This is a genomic window from Streptomyces sp. Ac-502, assembly GCF_045222935.1.
GTDB lineage: Bacteria > Actinomycetota > Actinomycetes > Streptomycetales > Streptomycetaceae > Streptomyces > Streptomyces monomycini.
The window spans coordinates 6597483-6612176 of sequence record NZ_JBHFFO010000001.1 but is presented as its reverse complement, the minus strand read 5'-3'; the positions used below and the strand labels follow the sequence as shown (position 1 = coordinate 6612176).

15 protein-coding genes and 1 pseudogene are annotated in these 14694 nt (G+C 73.1%); 9 read left to right on the top strand and 7 right to left on the bottom strand.

Annotated features, from left to right (window positions below; all coding sequences use genetic code 11):
- Window positions 1-134: 134 nt before the first annotated feature.
- The 4 genes and pseudogenes from ACEXOX_RS30240 to ACEXOX_RS30225 form a co-directional block, all read right to left on the bottom strand.
- Window positions 135-1292, bottom strand: a complete 1158-nt coding sequence (locus ACEXOX_RS30240) for a diguanylate cyclase domain-containing protein (RefSeq protein ID WP_406524257.1) — start codon at window positions 1290-1292, stop codon at window positions 135-137.
- 118 nt (window positions 1293-1410) lie between these two features.
- The gene (locus tag ACEXOX_RS30235) at window positions 1411-2205 is read right to left on the bottom strand and encodes an enoyl-CoA hydratase/isomerase family protein (protein ID WP_406524256.1); all 795 of its coding nucleotides are present in this window, start codon (window positions 2203-2205) and stop codon (window positions 1411-1413) included.
- A gap of 127 nt (window positions 2206-2332) precedes the next feature.
- Window positions 2333-3429: pseudogene (locus ACEXOX_RS30230) on the bottom strand (adenylate/guanylate cyclase domain-containing protein).
- A gap of 487 nt (window positions 3430-3916) precedes the next feature.
- The gene (locus ACEXOX_RS30225; RefSeq protein WP_406524255.1) at window positions 3917-4846 is read right to left on the bottom strand and encodes a biotin--[acetyl-CoA-carboxylase] ligase; all 930 of its coding nucleotides are present in this window, start codon (window positions 4844-4846) and stop codon (window positions 3917-3919) included.
- A 141-nt stretch (window positions 4847-4987) separates the two neighbouring features.
- On the opposite strand from ACEXOX_RS30225, the gene ACEXOX_RS30220 reads away from it, so the two are divergent.
- The 7 genes from ACEXOX_RS30220 to ACEXOX_RS30190 all read left to right on the top strand — a co-directional run bounded on the left by ACEXOX_RS30220 (window position 4988) and on the right by ACEXOX_RS30190 (window position 10642).
- Window positions 4988-6577 (top strand): acyl-CoA carboxylase subunit beta, encoded by a 1590-nt coding sequence (locus ACEXOX_RS30220; protein WP_406524254.1) that lies wholly within the window; start codon window positions 4988-4990, stop codon window positions 6575-6577.
- A gap of 80 nt (window positions 6578-6657) precedes the next feature.
- Window positions 6658-6873: an acyl-CoA carboxylase subunit epsilon gene (locus ACEXOX_RS30215; RefSeq protein ID WP_030020617.1), complete on the top strand. Its 216-nt coding sequence runs from the start codon at window positions 6658-6660 to the stop codon at window positions 6871-6873.
- 145 nt (window positions 6874-7018) lie between these two features.
- The gene (gene mmpB / locus ACEXOX_RS30210; protein ID WP_406524253.1) at window positions 7019-7150 is read left to right on the top strand and encodes a morphogenic membrane protein MmpB; all 132 of its coding nucleotides are present in this window, start codon (window positions 7019-7021) and stop codon (window positions 7148-7150) included.
- Between the two features lie 254 nt (window positions 7151-7404).
- Window positions 7405-8874, top strand: a complete 1470-nt coding sequence (locus ACEXOX_RS30205; RefSeq protein WP_406524252.1) for a peptidoglycan D,D-transpeptidase FtsI family protein — start codon at window positions 7405-7407, stop codon at window positions 8872-8874.
- Window positions 8875-8970: 96 nt separating this feature from the next.
- Entirely contained in the window at window positions 8971-9591 is a 621-nt protein-coding gene (locus ACEXOX_RS30200) for a Maf family protein (RefSeq protein ID WP_406524251.1), read from the top strand.
- Between the two features lie 56 nt (window positions 9592-9647).
- A complete protein-coding gene (locus tag ACEXOX_RS30195) occupies window positions 9648-10343 on the top strand; it encodes a TetR/AcrR family transcriptional regulator (protein WP_406524250.1) in 696 nt (231 codons plus the stop codon).
- Window positions 10344-10354: 11 nt separating this feature from the next.
- Window positions 10355-10642, top strand: coding sequence for an antibiotic biosynthesis monooxygenase (locus tag ACEXOX_RS30190; protein WP_406524249.1), 288 nt, complete (start codon window positions 10355-10357; stop codon window positions 10640-10642).
- A 124-nt stretch (window positions 10643-10766) separates the two neighbouring features.
- On the opposite strand, the gene ACEXOX_RS30185 is transcribed toward ACEXOX_RS30190, so the two are convergent.
- Window positions 10767-10976 carry a DUF2180 family protein gene (locus ACEXOX_RS30185; protein WP_361160271.1) on the bottom strand — a complete coding sequence of 70 codons (210 nt, stop codon included), beginning with the start codon at window positions 10974-10976 and terminating at the stop codon, window positions 10767-10769.
- A gap of 258 nt (window positions 10977-11234) precedes the next feature.
- The gene (locus ACEXOX_RS30180) at window positions 11235-12089 is read right to left on the bottom strand and encodes a helix-turn-helix domain-containing protein (protein WP_406524248.1); all 855 of its coding nucleotides are present in this window, start codon (window positions 12087-12089) and stop codon (window positions 11235-11237) included.
- Between the two features lie 311 nt (window positions 12090-12400).
- On the opposite strand from ACEXOX_RS30180, the gene ACEXOX_RS30175 reads away from it, so the two are divergent.
- Window positions 12401-13156, top strand: coding sequence for an IclR family transcriptional regulator (locus ACEXOX_RS30175; RefSeq protein WP_406524247.1), 756 nt, complete (start codon window positions 12401-12403; stop codon window positions 13154-13156).
- 134 nt (window positions 13157-13290) lie between these two features.
- Complete coding sequence (locus ACEXOX_RS30170) at window positions 13291-14127, top strand: MOSC domain-containing protein (RefSeq protein ID WP_406524246.1); 837 nt, start codon at window positions 13291-13293, stop codon at window positions 14125-14127.
- Here the strand turns inward: ACEXOX_RS30170 and ACEXOX_RS30165 are convergent.
- A complete protein-coding gene (locus ACEXOX_RS30165; protein ID WP_406526512.1) occupies window positions 14099-14575 on the bottom strand; it encodes a hypothetical protein in 477 nt (158 codons plus the stop codon). The genes ACEXOX_RS30170 and ACEXOX_RS30165 overlap by 29 nt on opposite strands.
- Between the last annotated feature and the right edge of the window lie 119 nt (window positions 14576-14694).

The window sequence follows — 14694 nt, the reverse complement described above, 5'->3', positions numbered from 1 at the left end:
CGCCGGACACCGTACGCGGACGGGTCCGACAGCGTGCACGAGCGGGCCGGAGACCACGGACAGGCCTAAGACCGCGGACAGGCCGGAGACCACGGGCGGTCCGGACACCGCGGGCGGGCGGGCCGCGGGTCAGCTCACCGCCGGAAGCGGCGGCGTTCCCTCGACGAGGTGCGTTCCGGGGCGTCTGCCAGGCGGATCACCGGGTCGTCCGTACCGCCGTCCCGGCCCGCGACCACCGGGCCGCGCGAGCCGGAGCCCTTCGCCCGGTACTGGGCGGCGTCCGCCAGCCGGAACAGGCGGCGGGCCGAGCGCACCGGCCCGATCGGGTCGCCGGTCGACGCGACGCCGACCGCCACCCCCTCGCCGAGCTCCAGCTCCGCCGCCCGGTCGCACAGCTCGCCGGCCACCTTGGCCACCTCGTCGGCCGACGGACCCACCGTGAGCAGGCAGAACTCGTCGCCGCCGAGCCGGGCGGCGAGGGCGCCCGGCAGTATGGCGCCGCACAGGGACAGCACCGAGCCGAAACGTTCCAGCAACCGGTCGCCGACGGCGTGCCCGCACGAGTCGTTCACCCGCTTCAGCCCGTTCAGATCGCACACCACCAGGCTCACCACCGCACCGTCCCGCCGGTTCCGCTCCAGGGCCTCGTCGAGCCGCATGTCCACCGCGCGCCGGTTGGCGAGGCCGGTCAGCGCGTCCGTGAACGCCAGCCGGCGCGCCTCCGCCAGCCGCTCGGTCTGCGCGATCCCGGCCGCCGCCACCGCGGCCAGTACGGTGGCGAAGTCCGCGTCCGCGCGCGTGAACGCCGGCTCCCCGGCCGAGCGGGCCACGTACACCTCGCCCCATGCCCGCCCGTGCAGCACGATCGGCGCGACCACGCAGCAGCCGCGGCCCCGGCGGCGCAGCGCGGCCACCCGCTGGTGGTTGTACCGGCCGTCGTGCGACGGCTCGTCCGCGACAGTCTCCACCCAGGCGTTGGGCTGGCCGCCTTCGGCCCACCGCTCGTGCAGAAACCCGACGATCTCCGGGAACTCGTGCACCGGGTAGGACTCGTCCTCGGGGAACGTCACCTCCCCGTCGGCCAGCTCACCGACGTTGACCAGCACCTTCAGCCGGCCCAGCTCACGCTCCCAGGCCGAGATCGCCGCGAACGACCCCCCGAGGGCGGCCCGCACCCCGTCCGCGGCGGCCCGCACCGAAGCGCGCGGGGTGTGCGCCGCCGCCATCGCCTGCGCCAGTGCCACCACGGCCCGGAGCCTGTCATCGCCGTCGCCCGTCACCGGACCTCGCATTCCGTCACCGTGAGCACTACGTGTCACTACAGCGTAGGAATGTTCCAGAGCGTTCGCCCTTTCCGACCTGTTCGGACCCGTCCCGACCGGGCGAGGACGGGATGAGCCGGGTACCCCTCTACTCCCCCGGCCACTCCGGGCCGCGCTTCTCGACGAAGGCGGCCACGCCCTCCGCCCGGTCCGCCGAGAAGGCGACGCTGCGCCAGGCACCGTCCTCCAGGTCGAGGCCGGTGCGCAGGTCGAGGCCGTGGCCCAGGCGCAGGGCGCGCTTGGCGGCGCGCAGGCCGACCGGGGAGTTGCGGGCGATGCGCCCGGCGAGCTCCAGGGCCTCCCGCGTGTCCTGGGCCTCGTCCACCAGGTGGTCGATCAGGCCCAGCTCCCGCGCCTCCGCCGCCTCCACCCGCCGCCCCGTGAAGATCAGCTCGGCCGCGCGGGCCGCTCCCACCCGCCGCGGGAGCAGCTGCGTGCCGCCGCCCCCGGGGATGACGCCGACCGACACCTCGGGCAGCCCGACCACCGCCGTACGGTCCGCCACGATCAGGTCGCAGGACAGCGCCAGCTCGAAGCCGCCGCCGAGGGCGAAGCCGTGCACGGCCGCGACGGTGGGCATCGGCAGTTCCAGGACGCCGGTGTAGGCGGCCCGGGTGCGCGGGCGCTGCCGCATCAGGTCGGCGTCGCTGAAGGAGTTACGTTCCTTCAGGTCGGCGCCCACGCAGAAGGCCCGCTCGTGGGTGGAGGTGAGGACGGTGACGCGGACGTCCCGGTCGGCGGCGAGCGCGGCGCAGGCGGCGCTGATGCCGTCCGCCATGGCCGTGGACACGGCGTTCATCGCCTTGGGCCGGTCGAGCCGCAGTTCGGCCACGTGCCCGTGCCGGTGTACGCCGACGAAGTCCCCGAAGCGTTGCGTGTCCATGCGGCACCCTCCCTGGTTGACGACCATCCCTGGTTAACGATCGTTCCGTCACTCTAGTCAGGGACGCAACAGGCACCGGGGCAGCGGGCGACGGCGTACGCCTGCGGCAGGCGGCGGCGTACCGGGATCAGCCGCGGCGGCTGAGGAGCCAGGGCTCGACGACGCCCAGTCCGCGCACCGGCCGCTGCCACATCGGCTGGAGCGCGAAGCGGTACTCGGGCAGCGGCCCGGCCCCGGCCGCGGCCGCCGCGGCGGCGGCCTTCGCGTCGGCCTCGGAGACGGGCGCCTCACCCATGCGGCTGAGCTCCTCCGCGAACGCCTCGTCCACCAGCACCGTGTCCTTCGGAGCTATCGACGTCAGGCGGCTGGCCAGGTTCACGGTCGTACCGAAGACGTCGCCCATCCGCGTCGTGACCGTGCCGAACGCGATGCCGACGCGCAGCTCCGGCATCGTCTCGTCGTTGGCCATGGTCTCGATGAGGCGGAGCCCGATCTCGGCCGCCGTGCCCGCGTCGTCGGCGGCGAACAGGACCTCGTCGCCGAGCGTCTTGATGAGCCGGCCGCCGTGCGCGGCGACCAGGTCGGCGGCGGTGGTCTCGAACGCCTCGACCAGCTCGCCCAGTTCCTCCTCCTCCAGGCGGCGGGTCAGCCGGGTGAAGCCGACGAGGTCGGCGAAGCCCACCGCGAGGCGCCGGTCGACCATCTCCGCGTCGTCCTGGGCCTGCACGACGCGGCCGGTCGCGGCGGCGAGCTGGCGGCGCCAGACGTAGACCAGGAACTCCTCCAGCTCGGGCAGCAGGAGCTCGACGAGGGGGTAGGTGATCTCCGTACGGGTCAGACCGGAGTCCTGCGGTTCGGTCAGGCCCTCCAGGAAGGAGTCGATCTGCCAGTCGGCGAGGCGCGCCGTGGTCTGCCCGGTGGAGCGGGCCACCTGCACCGCCATCGCCTCGCTGAGCAGTCCGGCCTCCACCAGGCCCGCCAGCCGGCGCAGCGCCAGTACGTCGGCCTCGGTGAGCGCCTTGACCTGGCCGATGTCGGCGAAGCCCATGGCGCGCCAGAAGCGGGAGGCCAGCTCCATGGAGACGCCGGCGCTGCGGGCCGCCTGGAAGGGGTGTAGCGGCGGTCGGAGCCGAGGATCAGCTGTTCCAGGCGGATGGCGATGGTGTCGTCGTCGGGGTCGTCCCCCGCGCTGTCGGCGCTCGCCCCGTTCACCGTGCCGGGCATGGGGCCGGTCCGGTCGGCGCCACCGGTCCGGTCGCTCCCGTGGGCACCGGCCGGCTCGGGCGTGCCGTCGGCGCGCGCCGCGCCGTCCGCAGGCACCGAGTCCCCCTCACGTGGAGCGGCCCCCGTCTCACGAGGAGCGATGTCCGCTTCGCGCGGGCCGGCGCCCGAGTCGTCGGCGGTCACCGCTCGCTCCCTGTCCGTTCCCTGCGCACTGCCCTTCCGATCACTTCTCGCTCGTTCGCCCGCTCCACGGCGGACGGCCTCAACGATACGGCAGGTGTGCTCTGGCTCACTCTCACACCTCGGCGCTATCGCCCCTATCGGCAGATAAGTGCGATTGCTCCCGAGGTTTCTTGACCAGGATCTGATCATTTCTGATCACGATGCGGACCGGAGGCGGATCGGCGGTGCGTTCAGGGGCTCAGCCCGGCCTCGCCTGACACAGCCGCCCCGTGCCGACCCGCACCGCCGTCCCGCCAACCGCCCCCTACTCCTGCGCCGCCGACCGCACGTGCACGATGTCCCCCGCCGCGACCGGCCGCTGCATGCCCTCCTCCGTGGCGAGCACCAGCCGCCCGTCACCGTCGATGGCCACCGCCTCACCGAGCAGCGCCCGGTCGCCGGGCAGTTCGGCGCGTACCGAGCGGCCGAGCGTGGCGCACCCGGCCGCGTACGCGTCCTGGAGGCGGCAGGCCGCCGCGTCGCCGTCCGCCGCGGTCCACTGCCCGTACCAGTCCTCGACCGACCGCAGTACGGCCCGCAGCACCGGGTCCCGGTCGGTCACCTTGGCGCCGGCCAGGGCGAGCGAACCGGCACCGGGTACGGGCAGTTCCTCGGCGCGCAGCGTGACGTTGAGGCCGATGCCGACGACCACGCCGTCGCCGGCGCGTTCCGCGAGGATGCCGCCGGCCTTGCGCTCCTCGTCACCGACGGTCACCAGCAGGTCGTTGGGCCACTTCAGGGCGGTGTCCACGCCCGCGACGCGGGCCACCGCGCCGGCGGTCGCCACCCCGGCGAGCAGCGGCAGCCAGCCCCAGCGCTCCGGCGGGACCCGCGGGGTGAGGTAGAAGGAGAAGAAGAGGCCGGAGCGCGGCGGCGCCGACCACCTGCGGTCCAGCCGGCCGCGCGCGGCCGACTGCTCCTCGGCGACGAGGACGGCCCCCTCGGTCAGTCCTCCGGCGGCCCGTGCGACGAGGTCGGTGTTGGTCGAGCCGGTCGCGGGCACGACGTCGAGGCCGGTCCAGAGCGAGCCGGGACGCAGCAGGGCGCGCCGCAGTGCCGTCCCGTTCAGCGGCGGCCGGTCCAGGTCGGACCAGTGCCCGCCGGAGCCCGCCCCCGGGCCCGATCCGGCGCGCGCCACGTCGCCGTCGCCGCCCGAGCGGTCTTTGTCCTGGTTTTCCGGTGGTTGAGACGTCATGGCCCCAGCCTAGGTGTGGTCAACGACGCAGTGCCGCTGAGCAGTCCCGCCGATACGCTACGAAGCGGTAGCCCATCCCGTTCAACCCCCGTACCACCCTCGTACGAGCACCAGTCCAGGACGAGCAGGAGCCGCATCCCGATGTCCGAGCCGGAAGCACACATCACCACGACCGCGGGCAAACTGGCCGATCTTCAGCGCAGGATCGAGGAGGCCACCCACGCCGGGTCCGCGCGGGCCGTGGAAAAGCAGCACGCGAAGGGCAAGCTGACGGCGCGTGAGCGCGTGGAGCTGCTCCTCGACGAGGGTTCGTTCGTCGAGCTGGACGAGTTCGCGCGGCACCGTTCGACCAACTTCGGGCTGGAGAAGAACCGGCCTTACGGCGACGGCGTGGTGACCGGTTACGGCACCGTCGACGGGCGCACGGTCTGCGTGTACTCGCAGGACTTCACCATCTTCGGCGGTTCGCTGGGCGAGGTCTACGGCGAGAAGATCGTCAAGGTGATGGACTTCGCCCTGAAGAACGGCTGCCCGGTCGTCGGCATCAACGACGGCGGCGGCGCCCGTATCCAGGAGGGGGTCGCGGCCCTCGGCCTGTTCGCGGAGATCTTCCGCCGCAATGTGCACGCCTCCGGCGTGATCCCGCAGATCTCGCTGATCGTCGGCCCGTGCGCGGGCGGCGCGGTCTACTCCCCCGCCATCACCGACTTCACGGTCATGGTCGACCAGACCTCGCACATGTTCATCACCGGACCCGACGTCATCAAGACCGTCACCGGCGAGGACGTGGGCTTCGAGGAGCTGGGCGGCGCCCGGACGCACAACAGCACCTCGGGCGTCGCGCACCACATGGCGGGCGACGAGAAGGACGCCATCGAGTACGTCAAGGCGCTGCTGTCCTACCTGCCGTCCAACAACCTCTCCGAGCCGCCCGCCTTCCCCGAGGAGGCGGACCTGGAGACCTCGGAGTACGACCGCGAGCTGGACACGCTGATCCCGGACTCGGCGAACCAGCCGTACGACATGCACACCGCCATCGAGCACGTCCTCGACGACGGCGAGTTCCTGGAGACGCAGGCGCTCTTCGCGCCGAACATGGTCACCGGCTTCGGCCGGGTGGAGGGCCACGCGGTCGGCATCGTCGCCAACCAGCCGATGCAGTACGCGGGCACGCTGGACATCGACGCGAGCGAGAAGGCCGCGCGGTTCGTGCGCACCTGCGACGCGTTCAACGTCCCCGTGCTGACGTTCGTGGACGTACCGGGCTTCCTGCCGGGTACGGACCAGGAATGGGACGGCATCATCCGGCGCGGCGCCAAGCTGATCTACGCCTACGCGGAGGCGACGGTTCCGCTGATCACCGTGATCACCCGCAAGGCGTTCGGCGGCGCGTACGACGTCATGGGCTCCAAGCACCTGGGCGCGGACCTGAACCTGGCCTGGCCGACCGCGCAGATCGCGGTGATGGGCGCGCAGGGCGCGGTCAACATCCTGCACCGCCGCGCGCTCGCCGCGATCGAGGACCAGGACGCGCAGGACGCCCGCCGCCAGGAGCTGATCCAGGAGTACGAGGACGCGCTGCTCAACCCCTACGTGGCGGCCGAGCGCGGCTACGTCGACGCGGTGATCATGCCCTCGGAGACCCGCCGGCACATCGTCCGCGGGCTGCGCACGCTGCGCAACAAGCGCGAGTCGCTGCCCCCGAAGAAGCACGGCAACATCCCGCTGTAGGGACGCCCGTGCCCGTCGGCGGCACCGTCCGCCGTCCGCCGTCCGCCGCAAGTCCGTCAGAGCCAGGAGGTCGGTTGACCATGATCAAGGTCGTCCGGGGCAACCCCACACCCGAGGAGCTGGCCGCCGCACTGGCGGTGGTTCGCACCCGCGCGGCGGCGGCCGCTGCCGCCGCCTCCGCCGCGCCCGGCACGGAACGTACGGACGAATGGGCCGACCCGGCGTCCACGATCCCGCGCCGCCGGCTGCCGCACCCGGGCCCGCGGGCCTGGCGTACGAGCTACTGGCCGCGGTGACGTCCGCCGCCCGGGCCCTCCGCCGGCCCCTCGTCCGCCGGTCCGTCCGCTAGTCCTCGCCGGTCCGTCCGCTAGTCCTTCCGCCCGACGGCGCTTGAGTACGCGTACTCAGGCGCCGTCGGCGTTCCCGGCGCAGGATCGAAGGATGCTGTGGTCCGATCCGTCCGACGAGCCTCCCGAGGAGCTGCGCCAGGTGCAGGCGATGCTCCGCCGGATGGGCATCGTGCTGGCCGTGGCCGCGGTCGTGCTCATGGTGATGCTGGTCGGCGGGGCCTGAGAGGTCCGGCGGCCGGGCCGTGGACGGTCTCCGCGGCGCGGCGTCCGGGCACCGTCCGCGGTCACCCGCGGACTCCACGGTGACAGGTCCGGGCACGTGTCTCTCGCATTCGGACGAAGAGGACCAGCTCACACACCCCGCCTGCAACCGCCACCCCCAGTTGGGACATCCTTTACCCCTGAAGGACGCAATCCGGGCGCCCGTACGGCCGGTGCGCGCGGCACCGGGCCGTACGGCATGGGGAGTGGAGAGCGATGAACAGGCCGCTGAGACACATAGCCGTCTTCTGCGGAGTGCTGGTGCTGGCGCTGCTGGTGCGCGCCACCTGGGTCCAGTTCGTCCAGGCGGACTCACTGGCGAACGACGACAACAACCGCCGGGTGAAGATCGAGGCGTTCTCGTATCCGCGCGGCAACATCATCGTCGGCGGCAAGCCGATCACCGACTCGGTCGAGACGACCGGCGACTTCAAGTACAAGCGGGTCTACAAGGACGGCCCGATGTACGCCCCGATCACCGGCTACGCCTCGCAGTCGCAGGGCAGCACGTTCCTGGAGGGCGTCTACAAGGACATCCTCAGCGGCAAGGACGACAAGCTCTTCCTCAAGCGCGCCAAGGACATCCTCACCGGAGAGAAGCCGCGCGGCGGCGACGTGCTGACGACCATCAACGAGAAGGCGCAGCGGGCCGCGTACAAGAGCCTGACCGACCTCAAGGCCAAGGGCGCGGTGGTCGCCCTCGAACCGGGCACCGGCAAGATCCTCGCCATGGCGAGCACGCCGTCCTACGACCCGTCCGTCTTCGCGGGCAGCTCCTTCAAGGAGGGCGACAGGTACACCGCCCTCATCAAGGACAAGAGCAAGCCGATGAACAACCGGGCGTCCCTGGAGATCTACCCGCCCGGCTCCACGTTCAAGATCCTCACCGCCGCCGCGGCCCTGGAGCACGGCGTGGTCCCGGACATCGACACCCCGGTGCAGGCCCCGGTGCCGTACACCCTGCCGAACACCACCACCAAGGTCGGCAACGACATCGCCTCCGCGCCGTGCGCGAACGCGTCCCTCAAGGTCGGTATGCAGTGGTCCTGCAACAACACCTACCTGGAGGCGGCGAACCGGCTCGGCAAGGACAAGATGCGCGAGACGGCGGAGAAGTTCGGCTTCAACCAGAAGCTCTTCACCCCGGTCCGTACGGCCACCAGCGGCTACCCCGAGAAGCTGGACAAGCCGCAGACCGCGCTGACCGGCATGGGCCAGGGCAGCCTGACCAGCACCCCGCTGCAGATGGCCATGGTCGTCGCCGGGCTCGCCAACAACGGCAAGGTCATGCAGCCGTACCTGGTCGAGGAGACCCGCGGCCCCGACCTGTCGACGATCGAGACGTTCAAGCCCAAGGAGCTGAACCAGGCCGTGTCCGAGGACACCGCCAAGAAGGTGCAGCAGATGATGGAGAACACCGCGGAGAACGGCACGGCGAAGAAGGCGCTGATCGACGGCGTCAAGGTCGGCGCCAAGACCGGTACCGCCCAGCACGGCGCGGACGTCCGCGACGAGCGCCCGTACGCCTGGTTCGTCTCGTACGCCAAGCAGGACAACGGCTCGCCGGTCGCGGTCGCGGTCTTCGTGGACCCGTCCGACATGGACATCCCGCGCTCGGAGATCGCCGGCGGCAAGCTGGGCGGCCCGATCGCCAAGAAGGTCATGGAGGCCGTGCTCAACAAGTGAGCGGGCGGCCGGGCGAGGCCGGGTGAGTACGGAGAGGGCGGGTGCCGGACGGCGCCCGCCCTCTCCGTGTCCGCCCCGCTCCGTACGATGGCGGGCATGACCGTTCAGCCCGGCACCGCCGCCCGCCGTCTCGTCCTCGCCTCCCAGTCCCCCGCCCGGCTCGGCCTGCTGCGCCAGGCCGGGCTCGCGCCCGAGGTCGTCGTCAGCGGCGTCGACGAGGACGCGATCACCGCGGACTCCCCCGCCGAGCTGGCCCGGGTGCTCGCCGAGGCGAAGGCCGCCGCGGTGGCCGCGCGGCCCGAGACCGCCGGTGCCCTCGTCATCGGCTGCGACTCGGTGCTGGAGCTGGACGGCCGGGCGCTCGGCAAGCCCGCCGACGCCGAGGACGCGACCGCCCGCTGGAAGGCGATGCGCGGCCGTTCCGGGGTCCTGCGGACCGGGCACTGCGTGATCGACACGGCGGCCGGGAACCGCCGGGTGTCGGCCACCGCGTCCACCACCGTCCGCTTCGGCGAGCCGAGCGACGCGGAGATCGCCGCTTACGTGGCCTCCGGCGAGCCGCTGTACGTGGCGGGCGCCTTCACGCTCGACGGCCGGTCGGCGCCGTTCATCGACGGCATCGACGGCGACCCCGGCAACGTCATCGGGCTGTCGCTGCCGCTGCTGCGGCGTCTCCTGGCCGATCTGGACGTCGCGATCACGGATCTCTGGGTGTGAGAACGCGCGGGCCGCGGCCCCTGGTGCCGCGCCTCCGGCGCACGTAACATACATACATGGATGTACGTAAGGGTGAAGCGGGGCTGGCGGCCGAACCGACCGCCAAGCCGCCCCGCACCACCCAGGCCGACCGCAGGGCGCGCACCCGCGCCGCCCTCCTGGAAGCGGCCGCCCGGGGGCTGTCCCGCTACGGCTACGGCAACCTCCGGCTCGAACAGGTCGCCCAGGACGCCGGCTACACCCGCGGCGCGCTCTACCACCAGTTCACGGGCAAGCAGGACCTGGCGCTGGCGGTGACCGAATGGGTCCTGGACACCTGGTGGCAGGAGGTCGGCCGGCACGTCGAGCAGGAACGGGACCCGGTCGCGGCGCTGCTCACCCTGGCGCGCGGGCACGCCGTGTACTGCCGACGGGACTTCGCGCGCGTGGCGATCGCGCTGCGGCTGGAGTTCGCCGGGCAGGACCACCCGGTGGGGCGCGAGATCGAGAAGGGCTACCGGGCGCTCGTCGAACGCTGCACCGGTCTGGTCACCGCCGCCCGCGAGGCGGGCTCGCTGCCGGACGGCCCGCCGCCCCGCACCCTCGCGCTCGCCTTCGTCGGCGCGGTCGAGGGCACGTCGATCGCCCTGTCCGGCCAGGCCCCGTACGACGAGTCGCTGGTGGCCGGGGCCGCGGCCGGCGCGCTCGGGCTCCCGTACGGGTCCGGCGACCACGCGGGCACGGCCCGCACCCCGCACTCACCGGCAACGTGAAGGAGAGCGTCATGAAGGTCGGCATGGTGGCACACCACTACCCGCACGCGGCGCACCGCGCGGAGTTCGTCGAGCGCGTACGCCGCGTCGCCGAGGAGTTCCGGCGCACCCCCGGGTGCCTGTCGGCGGACTGCTGGCTGGCCGCGGACGGCGACGCGGTGGTCTCGATCGTGCAGTGGGAGTCCGAGGAGGCGTCGGCCGCGTCGCTCGCCGCCGTGCAGGCGGCGTCCGGACTCGACCTCGCCTACGACGGGCGGGAGTCCCGGCCGCGCGAGATCGTGCGGCTCGCGGCGCCCTGAGCGCCGGCATCGCGGGGCCTCACCGGCCACGGCCCGCCCGGGTCGCCGACCCTCGCCGGTCACCGGCCCTCCCCGCTCGCGGCCGCCCGGGCCACCGGCCCTCCCCGGCCGCGGCCGTCCGGCGTCAGGCCGCCGCTGTCGCGGCGTGCCGGCAGTGCGTGCACAGCAGGCGGCGGCCCGCCGAGTGGGCCGTGCTGCGGCCCAGGCCCGCCGTACGGTGGACCGTCCGCGGAACGGCGGCGGCGTGCGCGGCGCAGGCCGCCGCGCCGCAGTCCGCGCAGACGGCCAGCGCGGCGGTCTCGCTGCCGAGTTCCGCACAGTCGAAGCACTGCATTCAACAACTCCTGGTGAGCTTGGTTCCGTGATCGCCGGAAGGGTGACCGTTCTGAGTGAACGGCATCCGCCCTCCGCGCATTCCGGGAATTCACGCGCGGTGACCACCGTCACGGTGCCGCGGAATTCGGCGGCCGCCCAGGCCCCTTTTCTCCCGGGAACCCCATTCCTGGTAATGCCACTGCCACCCGGGAATCCGGCCCGCCGGACCCGCCCGACGCCTGGCCCGCCCGACGTCTGATCCGCCCGAATCGCCCGTTCAGCCTTCCGCCACCAGCCGGCGCAGCTCCCGGTCCGCCGCCGAACCCGGCTCGGCCAGGTACACCACCACGGCCTGGTCCGGCTCGTCCGGCAGCCGCAGCGTCTCGAAGGACAGGTCCAGAGCGCCCGCGCGCGGGTGGTGCAGCGGCTTGCTGCCGTACGTCTTGTCGCGGACGTTGTGGTCGGACCACAGGCGGCGGAAGTCCTCGCTGTGCTCGGTGAGTTCGGCGATCAGCGCGGCCAGCTTCGGGTCGTCCGGGTGCCGCCCGGTGTCCAGCCGCAGGAACGCCACCGTGTCGTCGGCCTTCTGCTGCCAGTGGACGTACCGCCGGCGCGCGGACCGGTCGAGGAAGGTGAGGCGGGCGAGGTTGCGCTCCCCGGGCGGCAGGGCCGGGAAGTCGGCGATCAGGATGCGGGCCAGCTCGTTCCAGGCCAGCACCTCCTGGCGGCGGCCGACCACGTAGGCCGGCGAGTGCTCGAACGTCCGCAGCAGCCGCAGCACGCCGGGCCGCACTTCCTGGCCCTGCCCGGCGGCCGGCTGCCGGGCGTCGTCGTGGCGGCCCTCCTCGCCCCGCACCAGCGCGTACAGGTGCGCCCGCTCGTGCGCGTCGAGCCGCAGGACGTGCGCGATGGCGTCCAGCACCTCGGCCGAGGCGTGGCCGCCGCGGCCCTGCTCCAGGCGTACGTAGTAGTCGACGCTGACCCCGGAGAGCTGGGCGAGCTCCTCGCGGCGCAGCCCCGGCACCCGGCGGCGGCCGCTGAAGCCGGTGCCCGGCCGCAGGCCCGCCTCCTCGGGGCGTACCCGGGCCCGCCGCGATCGGAGGAATTCCCGTAGTTCTGCCCGCCGGTCCATCGTTCTCACCTTCGACACCGTGGGCCGCGCACTCTTCGCCACGGAACCCGTACTTTCCTGCATCCCTGCTTCTTCGCCGCTTTCCCGCTCGCTCCGCCGCCCCGCTTTCCGCATTCCCCATTCTCGCGCGACCGCTTTCCGGCCGCGGAGGAAGCGGAACCGCCCAGCGTACTTCCGTGCACCCGGCAAAGCTGTGCGAGGCTGGAAGCCCGTACCCGCGCGCCGCCCACCCGCGTACCGCTCCGCCCCACACCCCGCACACGCCGCCCACCCCGCGCCCGTGCCGCACCCCGTCCCGGAGGAAGACCGCCATGCCGCAGTCCGTCGACCGTGCCCTGGACCTGCTCGACGCGGTCGCCGCGGCGGACGGCCCGGTGACGGCGAAGGCACTGGCCCGGCACCTGGACTGCGGCCTCTCCACGGTCTACGACCTGCTCGGCTCCCTGACCGAACGCGGCCACCTGGCTCGTACGGCCGCCGGCTACACCCTCGGTTACCGCGTTCCGGCCCTGCACCAGGCCTTCCAGCGGCAGTTGCGGGTCGACGAACGGGTGCACGAGGTGCTGCTGCGGCTGCGCCGCTCCTCCGGCGCCGACGTCTTCTTCAGCACGTACCGGGACGGCGAGATCGCCGTACTGGACGGCGCCGCCGGCCCGGACTCCGCCTTCACGGTCGGCCAGGACACCGCCGCACACGCCACGGCACACGGCCGCGCCCTGCTGGCCTCCCTCCCCGCCGCCACCCGGCGCCAGTACCTGACCACCGGCGGAATGCGCGCCCGGACCGCGCGCACCATCACCGCCCCCGAGCGACTGGAACGGGAGCTGCGCCGGGTCCGCCGCGACGGAATCGCCGTGGAACGGGAGGAGGCCGCGTCCGGCATGGCATGCGTCGCCGTCCCCGTACCGGTACGCCCCGGCGGCCCCGGCACCCCCACCACCCTGACCGCCGTCTCGGCCGCCCTCCCGGTAGAAGACTTCGCCCGCCTGCGCGCCCCACTCACCGAGGCGCTGCGGCGGAGGTGGCGGCGCTGGCCTGAACGCCCTGACCTGCGCGCCCGGACCTGAGGGCGTCCGCCGGCCCGCGGCCGCGCGGCGCTACATTGATGCCGTCACCGTGCGGGGAGCACGGTGCGTACGGGTGTCATGGGCTGAACGAGCCGCGAAAGGCCATGGCGGCCCGCGGGACCAGGGGGAACGAGATGACCGGTGCGGCCACAGTCGCCGAACTGACGTACTACCCGCTCAAAGGCTGCGCCGGGGTCTCGGTCCCCGCGGCGGAGGTGACGCCCGCCGGGCTCGCTCATGACCGCAGCTTCATGGTGACCGACGCTGAAGGCGTCTTCCGCAGCCAGCGGCGTGATCCACGGCTCGCCCTGATCCGGCCGGAGATCGGCGCCGGCGGCGGGCGTCTGACGCTGCGTGCGCCGGGTGTCGAGGCGCTGGAGCTGGACGTGGACACCTCCTCCGCGCGCCGGGACGTGCTGCTGTTCAAGAGCGCCTACCGGGGCATCGACCAGGGGGACACCGTCGCCGAGTGGCTGACGGAGGCGCTCGGCGTGCCGAGCAGGCTCGTACGGGTGCCGCCGGAGCACGACCGTGTGACGGACGGGCTGACCCCGGGCACCTCCGGATACGCCGACAGCTGTGCGCTGCACGTGCTGTCCCGGTCCACGCTGGAGCTGCTGGGCGAGCGGCTGGCGGAGCAGGGCGCGGCGCCGCTGCCGATGGACCGGTTCCGGCCCAACATCGTGGTCGACGGCTGGGACGCGCCGCACACCGAGGACCGGGCACGCCGGATCGCCGTCGGTGACGTCGAGTTGGGGTACGCCAAGCTCGCCGTGCGGTGTGCCGTCACCACCGTCGACCAGGGGGCCGGCGCACGGGGCGGCCCGGAGCCGCTGCGGACGCTGGCCGGGTATCGGCGCGCGGCCTCGGGCGGTGTCGTGTTCGGTGCGAAGTTCGCCGTGCTGCGGCCGGGCAAGCTGTCGGTGGGGGACGCGGTGGCCGTCAGTTCGTGGGGCGAGCCGGAGCGGTAGCCGGGGTGCCGCTGGAACCGCCGCTGCCGGAGCCCTCGCCCTTCGGGACGGTGTACGACGTGCCGTATGCCGTCAGTGTCAGGACCAGCAGCGCCAGAACGGCCATCAGCATCGCGAACGCCGCCCAGCCGACCAGCCCGACCGCGAAGGCGCCGATGACGGCGTGCACCACGGCGCAGCTGACGAGGGCGATGCGCCCGAACGTGCCGGGCGGGCGGTCGCGCAGGCCGATGCGGGCCAGGAGAACGGCGCAGCACACCAGGTGGAGCGCGAAGACGGCGCCCAGCACCCAGGCCCCGGTGGACATCGCGCCGGGGTCGACGCCCGCCATGGACATCTGCTGCTTGTCCACGACGATGCTCAGCACCCAGTTCAGGAAGAGGATGCCGAGCGCCTCCAGTACCAGCACCACCGCCGCCGTCCACGCCACCGGTCTGCGTGCCGCCATCCCGTCCACCCACTTCCCAGTCACGCGCTGCGCTGTTACCGCGAGTACGAAAGAACACCGGGCACGCTACTCCTGAGTACCCCCGCTCTACAAGGACCCGGAGCCGGGTATGAGCAGGG

Coding starts and splice junctions, on each gene's coding strand:
- ACEXOX_RS30240 (WP_406524257.1), bottom strand. CDS start 1,292: ATGCGAGGTCCGGTGACGGGCGACGGCGATGACAGGCTCCGGGCCGTG.
- ACEXOX_RS30235 (WP_406524256.1), bottom strand. CDS start 2,205: ATGGACACGCAACGCTTCGGGGACTTCGTCGGCGTACACCGGCACGGG.
- ACEXOX_RS30225 (WP_406524255.1), bottom strand. CDS start 4,846: ATGACGTCTCAACCACCGGAAAACCAGGACAAAGACCGCTCGGGCGGC.
- ACEXOX_RS30220 (WP_406524254.1), top strand. CDS start 4,988: ATGTCCGAGCCGGAAGCACACATCACCACGACCGCGGGCAAACTGGCC.
- ACEXOX_RS30215 (WP_030020617.1), top strand. CDS start 6,658: ATGATCAAGGTCGTCCGGGGCAACCCCACACCCGAGGAGCTGGCCGCC.
- mmpB (WP_406524253.1), top strand. CDS start 7,019: ATGCTGTGGTCCGATCCGTCCGACGAGCCTCCCGAGGAGCTGCGCCAG.
- ACEXOX_RS30205 (WP_406524252.1), top strand. CDS start 7,405: ATGAACAGGCCGCTGAGACACATAGCCGTCTTCTGCGGAGTGCTGGTG.
- ACEXOX_RS30200 (WP_406524251.1), top strand. CDS start 8,971: ATGACCGTTCAGCCCGGCACCGCCGCCCGCCGTCTCGTCCTCGCCTCC.
- ACEXOX_RS30195 (WP_406524250.1), top strand. CDS start 9,648: ATGGATGTACGTAAGGGTGAAGCGGGGCTGGCGGCCGAACCGACCGCC.
- ACEXOX_RS30190 (WP_406524249.1), top strand. CDS start 10,355: ATGAAGGTCGGCATGGTGGCACACCACTACCCGCACGCGGCGCACCGC.
- ACEXOX_RS30185 (WP_361160271.1), bottom strand. CDS start 10,976: ATGCAGTGCTTCGACTGTGCGGAACTCGGCAGCGAGACCGCCGCGCTG.
- ACEXOX_RS30180 (WP_406524248.1), bottom strand. CDS start 12,089: ATGGACCGGCGGGCAGAACTACGGGAATTCCTCCGATCGCGGCGGGCC.
- ACEXOX_RS30175 (WP_406524247.1), top strand. CDS start 12,401: ATGCCGCAGTCCGTCGACCGTGCCCTGGACCTGCTCGACGCGGTCGCC.
- ACEXOX_RS30170 (WP_406524246.1), top strand. CDS start 13,291: ATGACCGGTGCGGCCACAGTCGCCGAACTGACGTACTACCCGCTCAAA.
- ACEXOX_RS30165 (WP_406526512.1), bottom strand. CDS start 14,575: ATGGCGGCACGCAGACCGGTGGCGTGGACGGCGGCGGTGGTGCTGGTA.